This window comes from Enterococcus dispar ATCC 51266, assembly GCF_000406945.1.
In the GTDB taxonomy this organism is placed as follows: domain Bacteria; phylum Bacillota; class Bacilli; order Lactobacillales; family Enterococcaceae; genus Enterococcus_C; species Enterococcus_C dispar.
The window spans coordinates 1,878,417-1,893,583 of sequence record NZ_KE136354.1; the positions used below are offsets into that span (position 1 = coordinate 1,878,417).

Here is a 15,167-nt window from a genome sequence, read left to right on the forward strand (position 1 = left end):
CTGAATATGAGCTAACGATTACCTCAAAAATTTATATCTGGTTTTGAGTCCGTACAGTTCAAAAGATGTCTTTTCAAATTATTATTTTTTTGTAATACTAGGTTTTTCATCAGCCTTAATTTCAATGTGATATGTGGTATCCTGAAAGTTAATATTAAAAGCTAATCTTTGCCAATTTTTCGGTAGCCTAGGGTTAACTACCAATTGTCCTTTTTCAACAGATAAGCCACCAAAGCCTTTGATAGCTGACATCCACGCACCGCCATTGGCAGCAGGATGAGTACCACCAATATAAATAGCTCCTGCATATTGTTTTGTATTTCCCGTTAAATCAACAGTTGCTGTTTTCATAAAATAAGGATATGCCCAATCTTGATTATCAAACTGACAAGCTACTAAAGCATAAATACAAGCACTCAATGATGAACCATGTTCAGTTCTTGGTTCATAATACTGCCAATTTTTTTGAATTTCACTTTTCGTATATTCTTCTCCAAATAAATGGAGCATAAAGATAACGTCAGCTTGCTTAATAACTTGTGTGTCTGCAGCAACGCCATAAGCGCCACCCCAGTACTCTTTCTCATTTAATAAGCGCTCTTTTACAGTTGTCACAGATACATCTTCTAAAGAAAAATAACCATCAAATTGTTCAATTATACCGTCCTCATTTGGACTTGGCATATACAGCTCATCATAAAATTGTTGAAATTGCTCTTTTTCTGTCATTGTTAATTCTGATTCAGTCAAAATTTCTTTCAATTGTTCTGGTGCATTTTTTGCTAAAATTTCCCACAGATCAAGGGCAATTTCCATTGTTTTAAGAGCGATTTTATTGGTATAGGCATTGTTGTAGACCCGCTCGTGATATTCGTCTGGTCCAATTACATCAATCAATTCAAACCGACTTTTTTCGACTTTGTAGTATGCATAAGAATAATAAAATTTAGCACATTCAAAAATAACTTGTGCTCCGCCAGCTAAAAGTAAACTTAAATCTTTTGTATATTCATAGTATTGCCAAAAGGCATATGCAATATCACCAGAGATATGAATTTGTTTGTCGCGAAAATAAGTCCGCATGGGACGCTTGGTGAAAATATCAGTCACATTGTAATCCGATGTAGCATCTTGCCCCAGTTCTTGGCTTTCCCAAGCATAAAAGGCTCCCTTAAACCCATATTCCTTGGCTTTTGCTTGCGCTCCAGGAAGTGTATGAATCCGATAAGATAAAATATTTTTGGCAACTTCAGGTAAGACATGCATGAAAAATGGTAGCATAAACATCTCTGTGTCCCAAAAAATTGCACCTTTATAAGTTTGTCCAGACAATCCTCGAGCTGGTATAGAGGCAGATGCTGGTCCCGAGGCAGGTTCTTTATATGCTTATCATCTTATTGAAAATATTTTGCGCGCTATTCCAAACATCGATATCGCGTTTGTACGCCCAGTTGGCTTTTACGATAATTTATACGCACATCTGGAAACAATCAAAAAAGAAAATAAAATTTATTCCAATGTGGCGGGGTCTATTTTAGGGCGTTATGTTGCGCCAGAAGATATTGCCAAAATTATTGTTCCTCTTTTGGAAAGCACACCTGGTGGTCATACTGTTCATTACGCTATTAGCGACACCTTCACATTGAATGATTTTGCTTTGGAACTTAGTCAGCAGTTAGATAAAAAACAAGCACCAATCAAAGTCATTACCATCTCAGATGAAGACTATCGTCAAGCTTTACTTAAAAATCAGATACCTACTGCTATCATTGATAGTTTTATCCAAATGAATGCTTATGAACGACAACCCGAAAAAATTGGCGCTGACTTAGAGCGACATCACCCTGTCTATGATGACGTAAAACTCAAAGATTTTATTAGTCGTTATATCGCAGCTTTAAATGCTCCATCAGCACCAAAGGCAAAGACTATTGTTAGTGAAAAACCATAATTTTATAAATTATCGTTTTTAAATTGACTCTTAAATAATAATCTTATACTTACTAAAAAGCCTACACAAAACTAATCCTTTGCGCAGGCTTTTTCATTTTCTAAAAGTTAAAGTTACAGCAATCTGATTCATTATAATTCTAAAATTTACAGAGTTGTCTGCATTTCACTTAAAATAATGTAGCAATATAAAGTAAAATCGCCGCAGTGACTGCTAGTATACCAAAAGCTTTCAAACCAACTTTAAACCATTTCGAAAAATTAATTTCGGCAATAGCCAGACCAGCTAATAAAACGCCACCTGTTGGCGAAATAATATTCATCAAACCATTCCCAAATTGGTTACTTAAAACAATGACATCTCGATTTATGCCAAGTAAATCTCCTAAAGGTGCCATAACAGGCATCGTTAATGCAGCAGCGCCTGAAGAAGATGGCACAAAAAATGTTACTAAAACTTGGGCAGCTAATAATATGGTCGAAAACATAGCCTTTGGTAACCCACCTAAAAGAGTAGCCAGACTATTCAAAATCGTATCAATAATCATGCCATTTTCTAAAATCACTAAAACACCTCGCGCCAAGCCAATAATTACAGCAGCGTACGCAAAATCTGCACAACCCTCCACAAAGGCTTCCGCAATTCCTTTTTGCCCAAATTTTGCTACAATTCCGGCAAATAACGCGAGTGCTACAAATAGTGCCGAAATTTCTACCATATACCAGCCTTGTGCAATAATGCCCCAAATCATTACCCCTAAACCACCGATAAAACCAGCCACAATCAACTTGTCACCGCCAGAAAAAGGTTTGTCTTGTTCAAAATTTTGAAATTTGCTTTTAACTAATTGATCACTCGCATAAACCACAGACCTTTTCGGATTCGCTTTTACTTTACGGGCGTAATTCATAGTAAAAATAATTGCAATCGCCGTTAAAATTAACCAACAAATAACCCGATACCATAATAATGGATTACCATGAACACCGGCTACTCCTTGAGCAATTAACACATTGAAAGGATTAATGGTGGAACCAACATAGCCTACTTGCGTTCCTAAAAACAAAATTAGAATCGCAGTCATCGAGTCATAACCCAAAGAAAACATCAATGAAATAAATACTGCAAATAGCGGAATCGCCTCTTCGCTCATCCCAAAGGTAGAACCACCTAAACTAAACAAAATCATAGACAATGGAATCACTAAAATTCCTTTATCACCAAGAGACGTGGCTAAAGAAAAGAGAGCACGATCTACTGCCCCCGTTTTTAAAATTACACCAAAGGCCCCGCCTACTACCAATACAAAAGCAACCACTTCCACCGCAGAAATAATACCGGCAGCTGGTGCCTCTAAAATAGCGCCAAATCCTTGGCCATAACCTGATTTAGCAATTTGATGATAGGTACCGGGAATAACTGTCGTTTTTTCAGTACCATTAATTGTTTCGACTACTGTTTCAAACTGACCACTAGGAATAATCCAAGTTAAAATCGCCGCTGCAATAATTAAACCAAAAATTAATGTATAACTGTGGGGAAAGGTAAATTTCTTTTTTGCTTTTTTTGTTACTTCCATTTCTTTTCCTCCTTTGATGCACTTATATACGTTTTATAACGTTATACAAAACTTGAAACTTATACTTGATAGACTAGCTGGCCATTAATATACGTAGCAATCACTTTTGCCTGCTCTAGTCGCGTAATATCTTGTGTCGTTAAATCTTCATTGAAAATCGCCAAATGGGCTTTCTTCCCCTTCATAAGCGTGCCACAATCATTTATTCCATTGGCTCTAAAAGCATTTTTCGTAAAACTTTGGAGTAATGTCAGACAATCACATCTACCTTCTGTTTGCCAGAGTTTTTCCCCTTTTGGAAATTTCCGCCAAACACTACGTATAATTGCTTCGGGCAGGTTCGTCATAAAAAGTGGCAAGTCCGTTCCACTGGTAATCTTCACCCCTGCACTCTCCAATGCGTGATAATTAAAAAAGCGGGCTGCGTACTTGGAAGGCAAAACTTTTTCCATATAACTTTTTTCATAGCTTTCATTTAAACCTAATACTTGGGGATAAATTTCGGCGACAATTTTCCCTTTGGCCATATGTTGCGCAGTTTCTTTAGTGATCATCTCTAAATCGCTAATTGAATTATAAACACCGCTAGGTAAACGCTTACTATTTTGAGCTAAAATTTCAGCAGCTTTTGCTGCCGCTTTGTCCCCTTCTGTTGTTAAACAACAGGGAATATTTTGGGTATTGCATGCTTTGACCAAATGAGTAATTTTATCATAATCAATTTGTGGCTGGCCTGATCCAGAATTATAAGCACCATAAGTCTCTCCCGTTTCATCTGCCACAACACCATCCACCATAATTTTGGCACCACCAAATGTTACATTTTTAGGAAAAGTAGCTTGTTGGTAATTTGTCAGACGCGGGATATCCAACGGTTCAGCTACGGCTTGAATATAAAAATGCGTCTGAATTTTCCCTTCTGGTCGCCAGGTAAAATAATCGGCGTTATCAAAAACAATCTCTTTTGATGCTACCACACCACAAGAAATCAGTTTCCTTTCATACTCCTGATAAACAGTTGTCAACTCTTCTTTATCTGCTAATAATTCATTAATTAATTTTACAGCGGCCTCTGCGCTGGTACCTGTCTCATCCAAATCATAACGTAATTTAGCCTGGCTGTTTAACCAACAATATGAGCGATTTTGATCAATACCACTGATTGCACCCGAGTAATTTAAGTCATCTAAGTCTTGGCTGGTCGGTTTTTCTGACCACCTTTCACAATCAAATCCATGAAAATAGATAGGTCCCCCATGTTTTTTGACTGCTACAGCTTTGATTTTCGTTAAGGCATCTGCTTTGGTGTGACAAAAACTTAAATCAATTCCCGCCTGCATGCGCAAATAACCGCTAAAAAAGACGTGATTGTCCATTAAACCTGGCATAACAAAATCCTCATCATAGCAAAGTAATTTGCGCTGATCCGAAACTGCTCCATATTCCCAGTTAAATTCTTTGGCAATAATCTTGTCATCTTTTATCACAATATGACCTTTTTGCACCGGATGAATGCCATCAAACAGATAATTTGTCCGAATAATTGTTTCCATGATTCCTCCTTTTAGCAAATAGCTTTGTGGCGAATCAAATACTAAAAGTATACGCATCTCCCAAATAAAATTGTTTGCCAAAATGAATTGGGCGCATATTTTGGTCCTTCACTACTGTCTGCATGTAAAAAAACGGTGTCCCAATCGCAACAGCCATTGTTTGGGCCATAAAATCATCTGCTGTTACAATTTCTAAAGTCGTCTCTCCAGGGTTAATGGGCAAAATATCATGTTGTCGTAATATTTCATACAAAGAACCGGTTAAATCTTCCTTTTGTAAAAAAGAAAAACGAGCATAATCAAAGTAGTTATTTTCTAATAGTAGAGGCGTCCCATTGCCCAAACGTTTGCGTTGGGTATAGAGAACTTTTTCTCCCACTGAAATTTCCAGCTTTTCGGCTAATTCTTTATCTGCCGTTAAAATTTCTTTTTTTAATAAAATGCTCGCAGTCTTTAACTGACTACTTTTACCGCTATCACTAAACCCTGAAACATACTCAATTTTCCGCAAGACTTTGTGCCCGCTGATAAAAGTACCTTTGCCTTGTTTTTTTACCAAGTAGCCTTCTGCAACTAATTCTTCAATCGCTTTACGAACCGTAATGCGACTCACACCGTAATTTTTAATAAATTCCGGCTCAGTCGGAATGCGTTTATTTTCGGTATATTCACCGGTATTTATTTTTGTTTTAATCACTTCTTTTAATTGTTTATATAATGGCAATTGTGCATTTGCATCAAGCATATTAGTCCCTCACTTAGTTTTTGATCAAAAGATCTCTCCTAAAGTAGAGTACCAAATGCCCAAGCTGAACACAAGTTACTCGTAGCTAACTCCATAACCAAAAGAGCCTTCTACCATGCAAGAATCTCCTGCAAAAGCATTTCCTTTTTTCATTGCGGTAGAAATATCATCCCCGCTTAAATAATTAATTAAAAAGGCCGTTAAAAAAGAATCACCAGCAGCCATTGTATCGACAGGTTCTTTTAAAACCGGCACAACTTCATAAAAACGTTGTCCATCATAAGCGATAGCAGAATTGGCACCTCTTGTTACAATTAAAACTTCATTGTTGCCAGTAAAATGTTCATGTAAAAATTGTTTTGTATCTTCATCATTTTCATCACTCATGGAAAAAAAGCCAAAGTTTACCGCCGCAATCGCATTTTGAATTTCTGCTTCCGTAAAATCATCAGAAAAATCATAAGAAATTTTGCCAGGCAATTCTTTTAATACGGGTAATAGGTGATTGACATGACTATAAAGTCCCATGTGAATCAGATCAAAGGTTTGAAGATAGTCTTTATCTTCTGTACTTAATGTAATAGGATTTGTTTGGGTCACGCCTCCTTCATTACTACCTAAAAAAATGCGATCCCCGTCTTTAATTTCTACGCGAGCACAGCCATTTTCACCTGCAACTATCCGAGAATGACTATTATCTAAGCCAATTTCTTCTACAACTTTTTTAACATACTGACCTTCTTTATCCGTGCCAAAGACACCCATAAAACTACTGTTTACGCCTAATTTTTTCGCAAAAACGGCAAAATTCAGTGCATTTCCTCCTGGATACATCAGTCTGTAATTGACATACTTATCCACTACATTATCGCCTAATCCAAGAACTTTCATGAAACTGACCCCTTTCCTTTTGTTCGATTTAAAAAAATGAAATAACAACTGCATTTTATTGATTAAGGAGAAGACAGTTAGCACTATCTTCTAACTGCCTCACTCATAATGATTTTAATAAGCAACTTTTCCCATATAACGACGCACATCCAAATCATGATTGCGTACTTTAGACAAAGCCAAACGGTATTCAGCTAAAACACTGTAAAATAAAATTGGATTGAAAAATTCATTCACTTCGGCCGGAATTAAATCCAAACCTAATTCTTTAGCATCAACGTATTCGACATTTTTAGCATATTCTTGTAAGAATGTTTTGGCCCGCTCGTCTAACGGGCGGGTGCGTCCTTCACTCATTAACATAATGTAATTACGATCTTGATCAGTCACTTCAAAAGGCCCATGGAAATATTCACCAGAATGGACGGATGTAGAATCCAGCCACTGCATCTCCATTAATGAACAAATAGAAAAGCCATAGGCATGGCCATAGCTAGGACCACTTCCCATGATGTAGAACATCGTGTCATTTTGATATTTATCAGCAAAAACTTTTACCCGCTCTTGTACTTGGTTAATCGCATTTTTTACGACTGTATCAATAATTCCCATACCTTCTTTAAACTTGTCATAATGGGTATAACCTTCTGTTTTAGCAATTAATGAAACGGTTAAATCTAAAATAATAGCCATTGGGTTGTTTTTCACTTCAGCATCTGCGCCCCAGTCATATAAAAAGCTATAATTTGAAACTTCAAATAAGTCTGCTTCTTTGTTATGGGTTAATCCCACTGTTTGCGCACCGCAACTTTGGGCAACTCGTCCGGCTTCAACTGTTTCTTTGGTATTGCCACCATGGGAACATAAAATTACCACTGCCTGGTTATCTAAAGCTTTTGGCGGCACATGACAAAACTCATTTGCAGTATACCAACCGGTAAAACATTTGCTTGATTCAGCTTTCATAAAATATTCTGCCACATACATATCCACTAAAGAACCACCACAAGCAACAAAGTAAATGCCGGAAAGCCGTCCTTCGTTTTTAGCTAAAATTTTCTCAACTGTTTTTGTTACATTCATTTTTTTTCCTCCTAAATTTTGCAGACTTTTTAAATTACGTACAGGTGTATCCCAGTTTTGAATAAAATCAGTTTAACTTTATTTTACATAACGTTATATGACGTTTTACAAAATAAGTGTAATCGATTTCTATGTAAAGGTCAATAACTTATTAGAATTTTTGACTAAAAAAAGCAAACATAAAAAATATGTTTGCCTACACTTTATTTCATCACTCATGAATATCTAATTGGGCATTTAGCTGATAAATAGTGAATGATAATAAGTCAAATTTGTACTGAAACAACTAAAGAGGCGAAAATAAGTAACTATTTTCTATTGCGCAAGTGACTTATTTCCGTCTCTTTTTCAAAACTAATGGCTGTCCAGCCTAATTTGTATCCTGCGTTTATAAAAGCATTTAAAGATTCGGTATGGGAAAATTCTGTTCTAGCGACAGGGATTCTGTCCATATCTGCCTTCATAATTTCAGCGGTAAGTTTCTGAATTAATTTTGTAGCCAAACCTTGCTTACGACAATTGGACAAAATATTTATTCCAATTTCACAACAGTACTTACCGTTTTCATTACACCCTGCCATGCCAATAATTTTATTATTTATTTGATAGGCTACACCTAGCATATCCGGGTCTTCCTTGCTATATGTAAAACATTGGTCAAAATCTTTTTGATTTCTAAATTGATCGATACCGTCTCCATAAAAAAATTGAAAAGCCTCGTCTTCACTATCAATTATCTTTTGCGGCAACAAAAAAGTTCCCCATTCTTTTAGACGATAGCCATTTTTTATTAAAATTGCTTGAAAATCTTGAATATTTTGTAGTTCGAAAAACCATTAATTATTTTTGCCTTGATACTGTTTTTTTAATTGTGACACTAAGGATACATTATCTGCCCGTATATAGAGCTTTCCCTGATACACAATCGCAACACCGGCAAATCGATGATAGGAAAACATAGCTTTGGTAGGCTGTCCATAACAAAAAGTATCCGTAGTTAAGTCCGTGGGAAAACAGCCGATATCAAGAGCAAATTGTTCTATTATTGTTCGCATATACACTCCAATCGTAAAAATAATGAAAAAACATCCTACGCTATTATAAGCATAGGATGTTTAAAAATGACAATCTATTCTTTAAATTAACGTAAACGTTCAACGTCGCGGGCGATCATTAATTCTTCATCAGTTGGAATTAACAACACTTTGACTTTTGATTCTGGTGTTGAGATTTCTAATTCTTCACCACGTACTTTATTTTTCTCTGAATCAATTTCGCAACCAAACCAAGTCATGCCTTTGATGACTTCATTGCGAACGTGAGCATCGTTTTCGCCAATACCAGCAGTAAAGACAATTGCGTCGACGCCATTCATAGTGGTTACGTAACCACCAATGTATTTACGGATACGGTCAGTGAATACATCATACGCAACTTTTACTTCTTCTTTGTCATAGTTTGCTTCAAGGTCGCGCATGTCGCTTGAAAGGCCGGTTAAACCAAGCAAACCAGATTTTTTATTTAAGATATCAACCATAGTTTCAATGTTAATGTTTAATTTATCCATTAAGTATGGCAAAACAGCCGGATCGATATCACCAGAACGTGTTCCCATTGTCACCCCAGCAAGTGGTGTGAAGCCCATTGAAGTATCCACAGATTTCCCGCCATCAACGGCTGTGATAGAAGCACCATTGCCTAAATGGCAAGTAATGATTTTTAATTCTTCAATTGGTTTGCCTAACATTTCAGCGGCACGTTTGGAAACATAGCGATGACTTGTGCCATGGAAACCATATTTGCGCACTTTCAAGTCAGTGTAGTATTCCATTGGTAAGCTGTATAAATAGTTATGTTTAGGCATTGTTGCGTGGAATGAAGTATCAAAAACTGCAACACTGATAATATCAGGCAAGATTTTTTTGAATGCTTTAATTCCCATTAAATTCGCAGGATTATGCAATGGTGCAAATTCAGCTAAAGCTTCAATATTGGTCATTACCTCGTCATCAATTACCACGGAATCTTTATATGTTTCACCACCATGTACGACACGATGCCCAACGCCTGTGATTTCATCATAATTTGCTAAGATTTCTAAATCGATTAATTTGTCTAATAACATTTTTACTGCGACTTCATGATCGTCAATATCCACAACTTCATTATATTTTTGACCTTCGCCATATTTAATCGTGAAAATGGAATCTTTCAGACCGATTCTTTCTACGATTCCTTTAGCGACGACATTTTCTGCTGGCATTTGATACAATTGCCATTTTAAACTTGAGCTTCCTGCATTGATTGCGATTGTTTTAGACATGTTACTCTCCTTTTAAATAATTAATTGGCTGATTTCCAGTCTTCAAATTGTTTAAAGAATTTAGCGATAACTTTTTCATCGGTTAGTGAAGCAAGTTTCGCTAAAAAGACCTCTTTTTGAATAGCAGATTCGCCATGATTTTGGACAATCAAAATACTTTTACGAGATTGTTCGGATTGAAAAAGTCGATCAGGCAATTGAATTAGTCCTTGTAAAAAGACTTTTTCTGCCATCCACTTTTTAAAATAGACTGATTGTTCGGATTCCAATAAATTACTTGGAACTAAAAACAAACCATAACCTGCTTCTTTTACGTAATTCATTGCTTGTTCCATCAATAAATGATGGGCGTAAGAATGACCTTCTTTTGCGCCGGTAATAAAATCTTGCGCTTTTTGATCATTAGGATAATAGCCAATTGGTAAATCAGCAATTGCTACATCAGTGGGATCTAATAATAAATCTTGTAAACTATCTTGATGGAAAAGTTGCATATCACCTTTAGTCCACTCTACATTAGCTGCGGCAACTGCCAGTAATGTGTCATCAATATCAACACCGACACCTTTGACTTTATAACCTGCGGATTGCAGATTTAATAGCGCTGTCAATAATAAATTGCCCATTCCCACTGCAGGATCAAACATGGTGAGTGCGTGTTTTTTATCGGGATAAAACTGTTCTAGTAAGTAAACAAATAAAAATCCTAAACCATCTGGCGTTAACTGATGATTGGCTTGTAGTTGTTCGGTCTTACTGCCTTTTAGTAAAAGCAGTTGGGATAATTTACGTAAATCTTCTCCAGCTAAAGGAATCTCCCTTAGCTCTGTATACAATGCATCGATTTTTGCCACCGTCTCTGCATTGGGTACACCTTCTAATACCCGCACTGTGAACCCATCCAATTGATTTTCCACATTCTCGATGTATGCATCCAGAAATGAGGACCCCAACCCAGTTTGTAATAGTTGGACGGCTTCAAGATTCAATGAGAAAGCTTTTTCGAATTGATCAGGAAACATATGACACCTTCTTTCTGGAGATTATAACACCTTTTGTACCTGTTTAATGATAGCCGATTCCCTCAAAATTATCAATCAAAAATTAACATTTTTGTTTGTGAAACAACGAACATATAGCTTTTTTGAGAAGGATACCAAAAAGCTGAGAAACACAAATGGTAAGGTTTTCTCAGCAACTGTTATATTCTTAATAAGAAACAGATTTTTTGTTATCTTTAAAACGTTGAGATAGCTTGGTTAGTTCTGTTTTACTAACGGTGAAATGAAAATTTTGTTTCTCGAGTTCAATTGTTAATATCAGTTGTTCACTTACCTTTTCAAATTTACAATTTCCTTGTGAAAAATCTACCTGTCCTTTTTCTTTTGCCGCATCTGGTAATGTGAAATAGTAAACTAAAAATAACTCTCTCATGGTTTTTGCACGATACAAACGTTCCGTTTTTAGCGCAGCTGTTGCAGTAATAAAGTGGCGTGTTAGCGTACTGTAACTAAGTAGACTAATCAGGGCAACTAACAGCAGTGTTGAAAGCAAAATACCGGCTTTCGGTTTAGTTTTCCACCCATTTCCCATAGCAAACATCTCCTGATTGAAAAAAGACTTGTAAGGTAACTGTTTTCGTTGGTGCCTCTTTGGAAAAACGCAGATGATAGACATCCATCAAAAGAGGCTGATGGCCTTTTCCATCGACTCTTTTACGAATCATGTTATCTCCTTTTTCAATGGAAATGGTTTGTCCAACGCTATTTTTACACTTTAAGACTGCAGCGGTACAAGAAAGTAACGTGGTATCTTGTAATTCATTTTCTAACTGGAGCATAAAAGTCGCAAATTCCTGCTCTTCTCTTTTAGTGACAAGTTCTTTTAAACGAATAGTTCGCAAAAAAAGCCCGCTAATCAGGAGCAAACATAAGTTAAAAATAATCAGTGCCACTAAACATTCTAAAAGTGTAAATGCTCTAATTTTCAAGCTGAACCTCCAAAACCTCATTTCCTTTTTTACACCATAAATGATAATTTTGCGGATCATATCGAATATCATAATTCTGATTCTCATAATTGACAGTATGAGAAGTGGCACCATCATGCCGCAATATAACCCGCGCTTCTTCATACATAATCCGACTTTGCGCCAAACGTTCTTTGGCTTGCTCGCTTTGTCTTAACAGTTGTTGTTGTTGCTGAATTAAAATTAAGGCACAGCCTGTTAAAATACTTAACGAAATCAATGCCTCCAGCAAAATAAAGCCATTAGGTAATTGTTTTGACAAAGCGACCACTCCCTAATTGAAATTGATACGTAATTTTTTTCTTTTCCCATTTAAAAGTGACAGATTCCATCCCCGAATAATTGCCACTACTTTTATTTATGACAATAGTTTGCGGCATCGTACAACTTACCGCTATGGGAATAGGTAAATCAGGGTAATTTTTTTGTTCTGAAATTTCAAATTGCAACACATGCTCTGGACGGTTGAGCTTCAATGTTGTCGTGGTTTGCTGTGTAATGGCCGTTTGTTGCAACAATAAAAAATTTTGTTCAAATTGAGCTAAAAATAATTCGACTTTCATTTGTGCTATGAATGGTTGCAAAGTCAACGTAGGAATTAAGAGGAAAATCGTGATAACCACCAATGTTACTAAAGATTCAGCAATAGTGAATGCAGGATTTGTCGCGCTACTGAGATGGGGTTTTATTATATTTTTCATAGATTGCCCACTGTTCCGTTGTAACGTATTCTGGCACCATACTTTCTTCACTGGCCACACCACTTGGATTGTTTAACTTAAAGAGTTCAATTTGTGTTTCGACAGTCTTAACGACTGCAGTTTCACCGCCTTTTTCTGCTTCATCTTTTTGTTTGGATAAATTGGGGACAAAAAGCAGCAATAAGATACTAATAATAAATAAAACAACTAGCATTTCGATAATCGTAAAGGCTGAATGTTGCTTTTTTTCCCATAATTTTTTGAATTTATTTTTTGTAAACAGCATCAGATTTCTCTCCTTTCAATTATTTAATTGCATATTTCCATACAAAGGTAAAAACAAAGCACCATAAACACTAATAATCAAAATTGCAATCACGATAAAAACCAATGGCTGTATGAGACCAATACATCTTTCGACTTTACTATTTAATTTTTGACTGCATAATTTGCTGTACAAAATTAATTCTGTCCCCATTTTTCCTGTAGCTTGTCCTTGAAAAACAATAAGACTGAATTCTGGTGGTAAAAAAGCGTATTTCTGCAACTTTTCACTTAACGGCTCTCCTTGTTGTAAAGCAACATCCAATTCACAGGCCAGCTGACACAGTAAAGAAGTAGATGCTGTCTTTTGCATCACTTGAATAATTTGATTAATTTCCAACCCTTGGCGAAATAGCTTTCCCCATTCCAAAGCAAAATAACTTCCCATAAATAGACGATAAAATTGATTGATGATTGGAATACCACTGAAAAATGCTGCTTTTTTCAAAGCAGAAATTTTTTTAAAATATTGTTTGCATATAAAAGACAGACCTAAAACTATTAGGAGGAATGTCAGGAGAACATACGGACTATAACGAAGAAAGAAAATACCCCAATGTTTCTGTGGCACCATACCAGAAGTTAATAGCTGTGGTAATAAAAATTGATGGAGTGTGACCATTACTCCACTTACAAAAAGTAGTAACAACAAGGGATAACTTAAAACTTGCTGGAGGGCACGTTTTTGCTTTGCAGCTAAATGTAATTGCTCGGCAATCTGACGTAATGTTTCTGCCAGTAAACCTTGTTCAGCTGCCAATTGGACCTGAGCAATCTCGCCGGCATTAAAATCAATTGTAGAAAAAACTTTACTTAATTCTGTACCGGCAGCCAATTTATGACGAAACGTCGTCAACTTAGTTCCATTAAATCCACAGCTTCGCTGCAGAACTTCAATGGCTTGTAACAAGGTAAAGCCACTTAACAATAAATCGGCTAACATTTTTACTAAGCGTTGCTTTTCAACGTTCTTGTTGGAAAATTTCTTCATGAATACGCCCTTCTTCAATTAATTGTGCCAAATTTTGCTGCCAACTGGATAATGGCAATTCTTCTTCAAACTGGTAAGCAAGTAAACCTGCTGTTATCCCACTTTTATCAGTTAGTAAACGTTGGTATACAATGCCCCCTAAACAATAGTCCAATTCGTTTTCAACCGGTAACAAATCTCTGAGCCGACTCTTAGTTTCAGCTAGATTAGCTGCATGAACTGTGGCAAAAACCTTGTGCCCCGTTAGCGCTGCTCGGATTGCAGCCTTTGCTGTTAAAGAATCCCTGATTTCACCAATAATGAGACAATCGGGACGATGGCGTAAAGCAAGCTGAATTAAAGTATCATAGTTTAGCCCGATAGCATCATTGGTCTGCAACTGTAAAAAAGTATCTTCTTCAATCTCGACGGGATCTTCAATCGTGATTACTTGTCCTCCATTTTGTTTTGCCAAGCGGTACATTAAAGTGGTCTTGCCAGATCCAGTCGGACCGCTAAATAAGTATAAGCGGCGTCTATGAACCATCTGGCTTACAAGTTTCAATTGTTCGGGAAAATAAAAACGGGCGACTTGTGCTAAGGGTTGTAAAAAGCGCAAAACTAAACTTTCTTTTCCTTGATAATTGCCGACGACTGAAAGGCGCAAGCGCTGCTTACCAGCAGATGTTTCATAAGTGATTGCACCCAACTGTACTTTGCGTTTTTCTCCGACATCCATTTGACCTAAGTATTTAAAACGAGCGATTAATTTTTCAGCATAATCTTTTTTTAGGGTATCAAAAAGAATACGGTTATTCCCCTGCCTAAATTCCAACTGCCACTGGTCTTTTATTGGCGTAATATATAAGTCTTCCATCTTATGTGTCATACCATATCTAATCAATTCTTCTGACAAACTGGTGACGTTCATTTTCTTTCCTCCTCATAATGAGATACGCTAAAAAACCAATTTCCATTTTAACTTCCTAATTTTTGTGGAGAAATTTTTAACCAAAAA

General features: G+C 36.5%; 18 protein-coding genes. 1 reads left to right on the forward strand and 17 read right to left on the reverse strand.

Features of this window, described 5'->3' with window-relative positions:
* Nucleotides 1-81 precede the first annotated feature (81 nt).
* Complete coding sequence (locus tag RK01_RS08960) at nucleotides 82-1,347, reverse strand: glycosyl hydrolase family 65 domain-containing protein (protein WP_262929794.1); 1,266 nt, start codon at nucleotides 1,345-1,347, stop codon at nucleotides 82-84.
* 61 nt (nucleotides 1,348-1,408) lie between these two features.
* Between RK01_RS08960 and RK01_RS08965 the strand changes: the two genes are divergently transcribed.
* Nucleotides 1,409-1,951, forward strand: a complete 543-nt coding sequence (locus RK01_RS08965) for a Rossmann-fold NAD(P)-binding domain-containing protein (RefSeq protein WP_016172981.1) — start codon at nucleotides 1,409-1,411, stop codon at nucleotides 1,949-1,951.
* 169 nt (nucleotides 1,952-2,120) lie between these two features.
* Here the strand turns inward: RK01_RS08965 and RK01_RS08970 are convergent, their stop codons facing one another.
* The 16 genes from RK01_RS08970 to comGA all read right to left on the reverse strand — a co-directional run bounded on the left by RK01_RS08970 (nucleotide 2,121) and on the right by comGA (nucleotide 15,080).
* Nucleotides 2,121-3,530, reverse strand: coding sequence for a YfcC family protein (locus tag RK01_RS08970; protein WP_016172982.1), 1,410 nt, complete (start codon nucleotides 3,528-3,530; stop codon nucleotides 2,121-2,123).
* A gap of 59 nt (nucleotides 3,531-3,589) precedes the next feature.
* Entirely contained in the window at nucleotides 3,590-5,083 is a 1,494-nt protein-coding gene (locus RK01_RS08975; RefSeq protein WP_016172983.1) for an amidohydrolase family protein, read from the reverse strand.
* Nucleotides 5,084-5,117: 34 nt separating this feature from the next.
* The gene (locus RK01_RS08980; RefSeq protein WP_016172984.1) at nucleotides 5,118-5,828 is read right to left on the reverse strand and encodes a GntR family transcriptional regulator; all 711 of its coding nucleotides are present in this window, start codon (nucleotides 5,826-5,828) and stop codon (nucleotides 5,118-5,120) included.
* Nucleotides 5,829-5,903: 75 nt separating this feature from the next.
* Nucleotides 5,904-6,719: a fructoselysine 6-kinase gene (locus RK01_RS08985; protein ID WP_016172985.1), complete on the reverse strand. Its 816-nt coding sequence runs from the start codon at nucleotides 6,717-6,719 to the stop codon at nucleotides 5,904-5,906.
* 114 nt (nucleotides 6,720-6,833) lie between these two features.
* Nucleotides 6,834-7,802, reverse strand: coding sequence for an SIS domain-containing protein (locus RK01_RS08990; protein ID WP_016172986.1), 969 nt, complete (start codon nucleotides 7,800-7,802; stop codon nucleotides 6,834-6,836).
* 308 nt (nucleotides 7,803-8,110) lie between these two features.
* A complete protein-coding gene (locus RK01_RS08995) occupies nucleotides 8,111-8,551 on the reverse strand; it encodes a GNAT family N-acetyltransferase (protein ID WP_016172987.1) in 441 nt (146 codons plus the stop codon).
* Between the two features lie 87 nt (nucleotides 8,552-8,638).
* Nucleotides 8,639-8,857: a hypothetical protein gene (locus tag RK01_RS09000; protein WP_016172988.1), complete on the reverse strand. Its 219-nt coding sequence runs from the start codon at nucleotides 8,855-8,857 to the stop codon at nucleotides 8,639-8,641.
* 86 nt (nucleotides 8,858-8,943) lie between these two features.
* Nucleotides 8,944-10,125 (reverse strand): acetate/propionate family kinase, encoded by a 1,182-nt coding sequence (locus tag RK01_RS09005; RefSeq protein ID WP_016172989.1) that lies wholly within the window; start codon nucleotides 10,123-10,125, stop codon nucleotides 8,944-8,946.
* A gap of 20 nt (nucleotides 10,126-10,145) precedes the next feature.
* Nucleotides 10,146-11,147 carry a class I SAM-dependent methyltransferase gene (locus RK01_RS09010; protein WP_016172990.1) on the reverse strand — a complete coding sequence of 334 codons (1,002 nt, stop codon included), beginning with the start codon at nucleotides 11,145-11,147 and terminating at the stop codon, nucleotides 10,146-10,148.
* Between the two features lie 187 nt (nucleotides 11,148-11,334).
* Nucleotides 11,335-11,718: a competence type IV pilus minor pilin ComGG gene (comGG, locus tag RK01_RS09015; RefSeq protein WP_016172991.1), complete on the reverse strand. Its 384-nt coding sequence runs from the start codon at nucleotides 11,716-11,718 to the stop codon at nucleotides 11,335-11,337.
* Complete coding sequence (gene comGF / locus RK01_RS09020; RefSeq protein WP_016172992.1) at nucleotides 11,696-12,115, reverse strand: competence type IV pilus minor pilin ComGF; 420 nt, start codon at nucleotides 12,113-12,115, stop codon at nucleotides 11,696-11,698. Before comGF ends, comGG begins: the two co-directional genes overlap by 23 nt.
* Nucleotides 12,105-12,416 (reverse strand): hypothetical protein, encoded by a 312-nt coding sequence (locus tag RK01_RS09025; RefSeq protein ID WP_016172993.1) that lies wholly within the window; start codon nucleotides 12,414-12,416, stop codon nucleotides 12,105-12,107. Before RK01_RS09025 ends, comGF begins: the two co-directional genes overlap by 11 nt.
* Nucleotides 12,397-12,855 carry a competence type IV pilus minor pilin ComGD gene (gene comGD, locus RK01_RS09030; protein WP_016172994.1) on the reverse strand — a complete coding sequence of 153 codons (459 nt, stop codon included), beginning with the start codon at nucleotides 12,853-12,855 and terminating at the stop codon, nucleotides 12,397-12,399. Before comGD ends, RK01_RS09025 begins: the two co-directional genes overlap by 20 nt.
* Nucleotides 12,824-13,141, reverse strand: a complete 318-nt coding sequence (gene comGC, locus RK01_RS09035; protein ID WP_016172995.1) for a competence type IV pilus major pilin ComGC — start codon at nucleotides 13,139-13,141, stop codon at nucleotides 12,824-12,826. The genes comGD and comGC overlap by 32 nt, the downstream gene beginning before the upstream one ends.
* 15 nt (nucleotides 13,142-13,156) lie before the next feature.
* Nucleotides 13,157-14,170, reverse strand: a complete 1,014-nt coding sequence (gene comGB, locus RK01_RS09040) for a competence type IV pilus assembly protein ComGB (RefSeq protein ID WP_016172996.1) — start codon at nucleotides 14,168-14,170, stop codon at nucleotides 13,157-13,159.
* On the reverse strand, nucleotides 14,142-15,080 hold the full coding sequence (gene comGA / locus RK01_RS09045; RefSeq protein WP_016172997.1) for a competence type IV pilus ATPase ComGA: 939 nt from the start codon (nucleotides 15,078-15,080) through the stop codon (nucleotides 14,142-14,144). Before comGA ends, comGB begins: the two co-directional genes overlap by 29 nt.
* Between the last annotated feature and the right edge of the window lie 87 nt (nucleotides 15,081-15,167).

Excerpts from the sequence above, each read along its gene's own strand:
- RK01_RS08985 (WP_016172985.1), bottom strand. The coding sequence starts at position 6,719 with ATGAAAGTTCTTGGATTAGGCGATAATGTAGTGGATAAGTATGTCAAT.
- comGC (WP_016172995.1), bottom strand. The coding sequence starts at position 13,141 with ATGCTGTTTACAAAAAATAAATTCAAAAAATTATGGGAAAAAAAGCAA.
- RK01_RS09005 (WP_016172989.1), bottom strand. The coding sequence starts at position 10,125 with ATGTCTAAAACAATCGCAATCAATGCAGGAAGCTCAAGTTTAAAATGG.
- comGG (WP_016172991.1), bottom strand. The coding sequence starts at position 11,718 with ATGGGAAATGGGTGGAAAACTAAACCGAAAGCCGGTATTTTGCTTTCA.
- RK01_RS09000 (WP_016172988.1), bottom strand. The coding sequence starts at position 8,857 with ATGCGAACAATAATAGAACAATTTGCTCTTGATATCGGCTGTTTTCCC.
- RK01_RS08970 (WP_016172982.1), bottom strand. The coding sequence starts at position 3,530 with ATGGAAGTAACAAAAAAAGCAAAAAAGAAATTTACCTTTCCCCACAGT.
- RK01_RS08980 (WP_016172984.1), bottom strand. The coding sequence starts at position 5,828 with ATGCTTGATGCAAATGCACAATTGCCATTATATAAACAATTAAAAGAA.
- comGB (WP_016172996.1), bottom strand. The coding sequence starts at position 14,170 with ATGAAGAAATTTTCCAACAAGAACGTTGAAAAGCAACGCTTAGTAAAA.
- RK01_RS09010 (WP_016172990.1), bottom strand. The coding sequence starts at position 11,147 with ATGTTTCCTGATCAATTCGAAAAAGCTTTCTCATTGAATCTTGAAGCC.
- comGA (WP_016172997.1), bottom strand. The coding sequence starts at position 15,080 with ATGAACGTCACCAGTTTGTCAGAAGAATTGATTAGATATGGTATGACA.
- comGD (WP_016172994.1), bottom strand. The coding sequence starts at position 12,855 with ATGAAAAATATAATAAAACCCCATCTCAGTAGCGCGACAAATCCTGCA.
- RK01_RS08975 (WP_016172983.1), bottom strand. The coding sequence starts at position 5,083 with ATGGAAACAATTATTCGGACAAATTATCTGTTTGATGGCATTCATCCG.
- RK01_RS08990 (WP_016172986.1), bottom strand. The coding sequence starts at position 7,802 with ATGAATGTAACAAAAACAGTTGAGAAAATTTTAGCTAAAAACGAAGGA.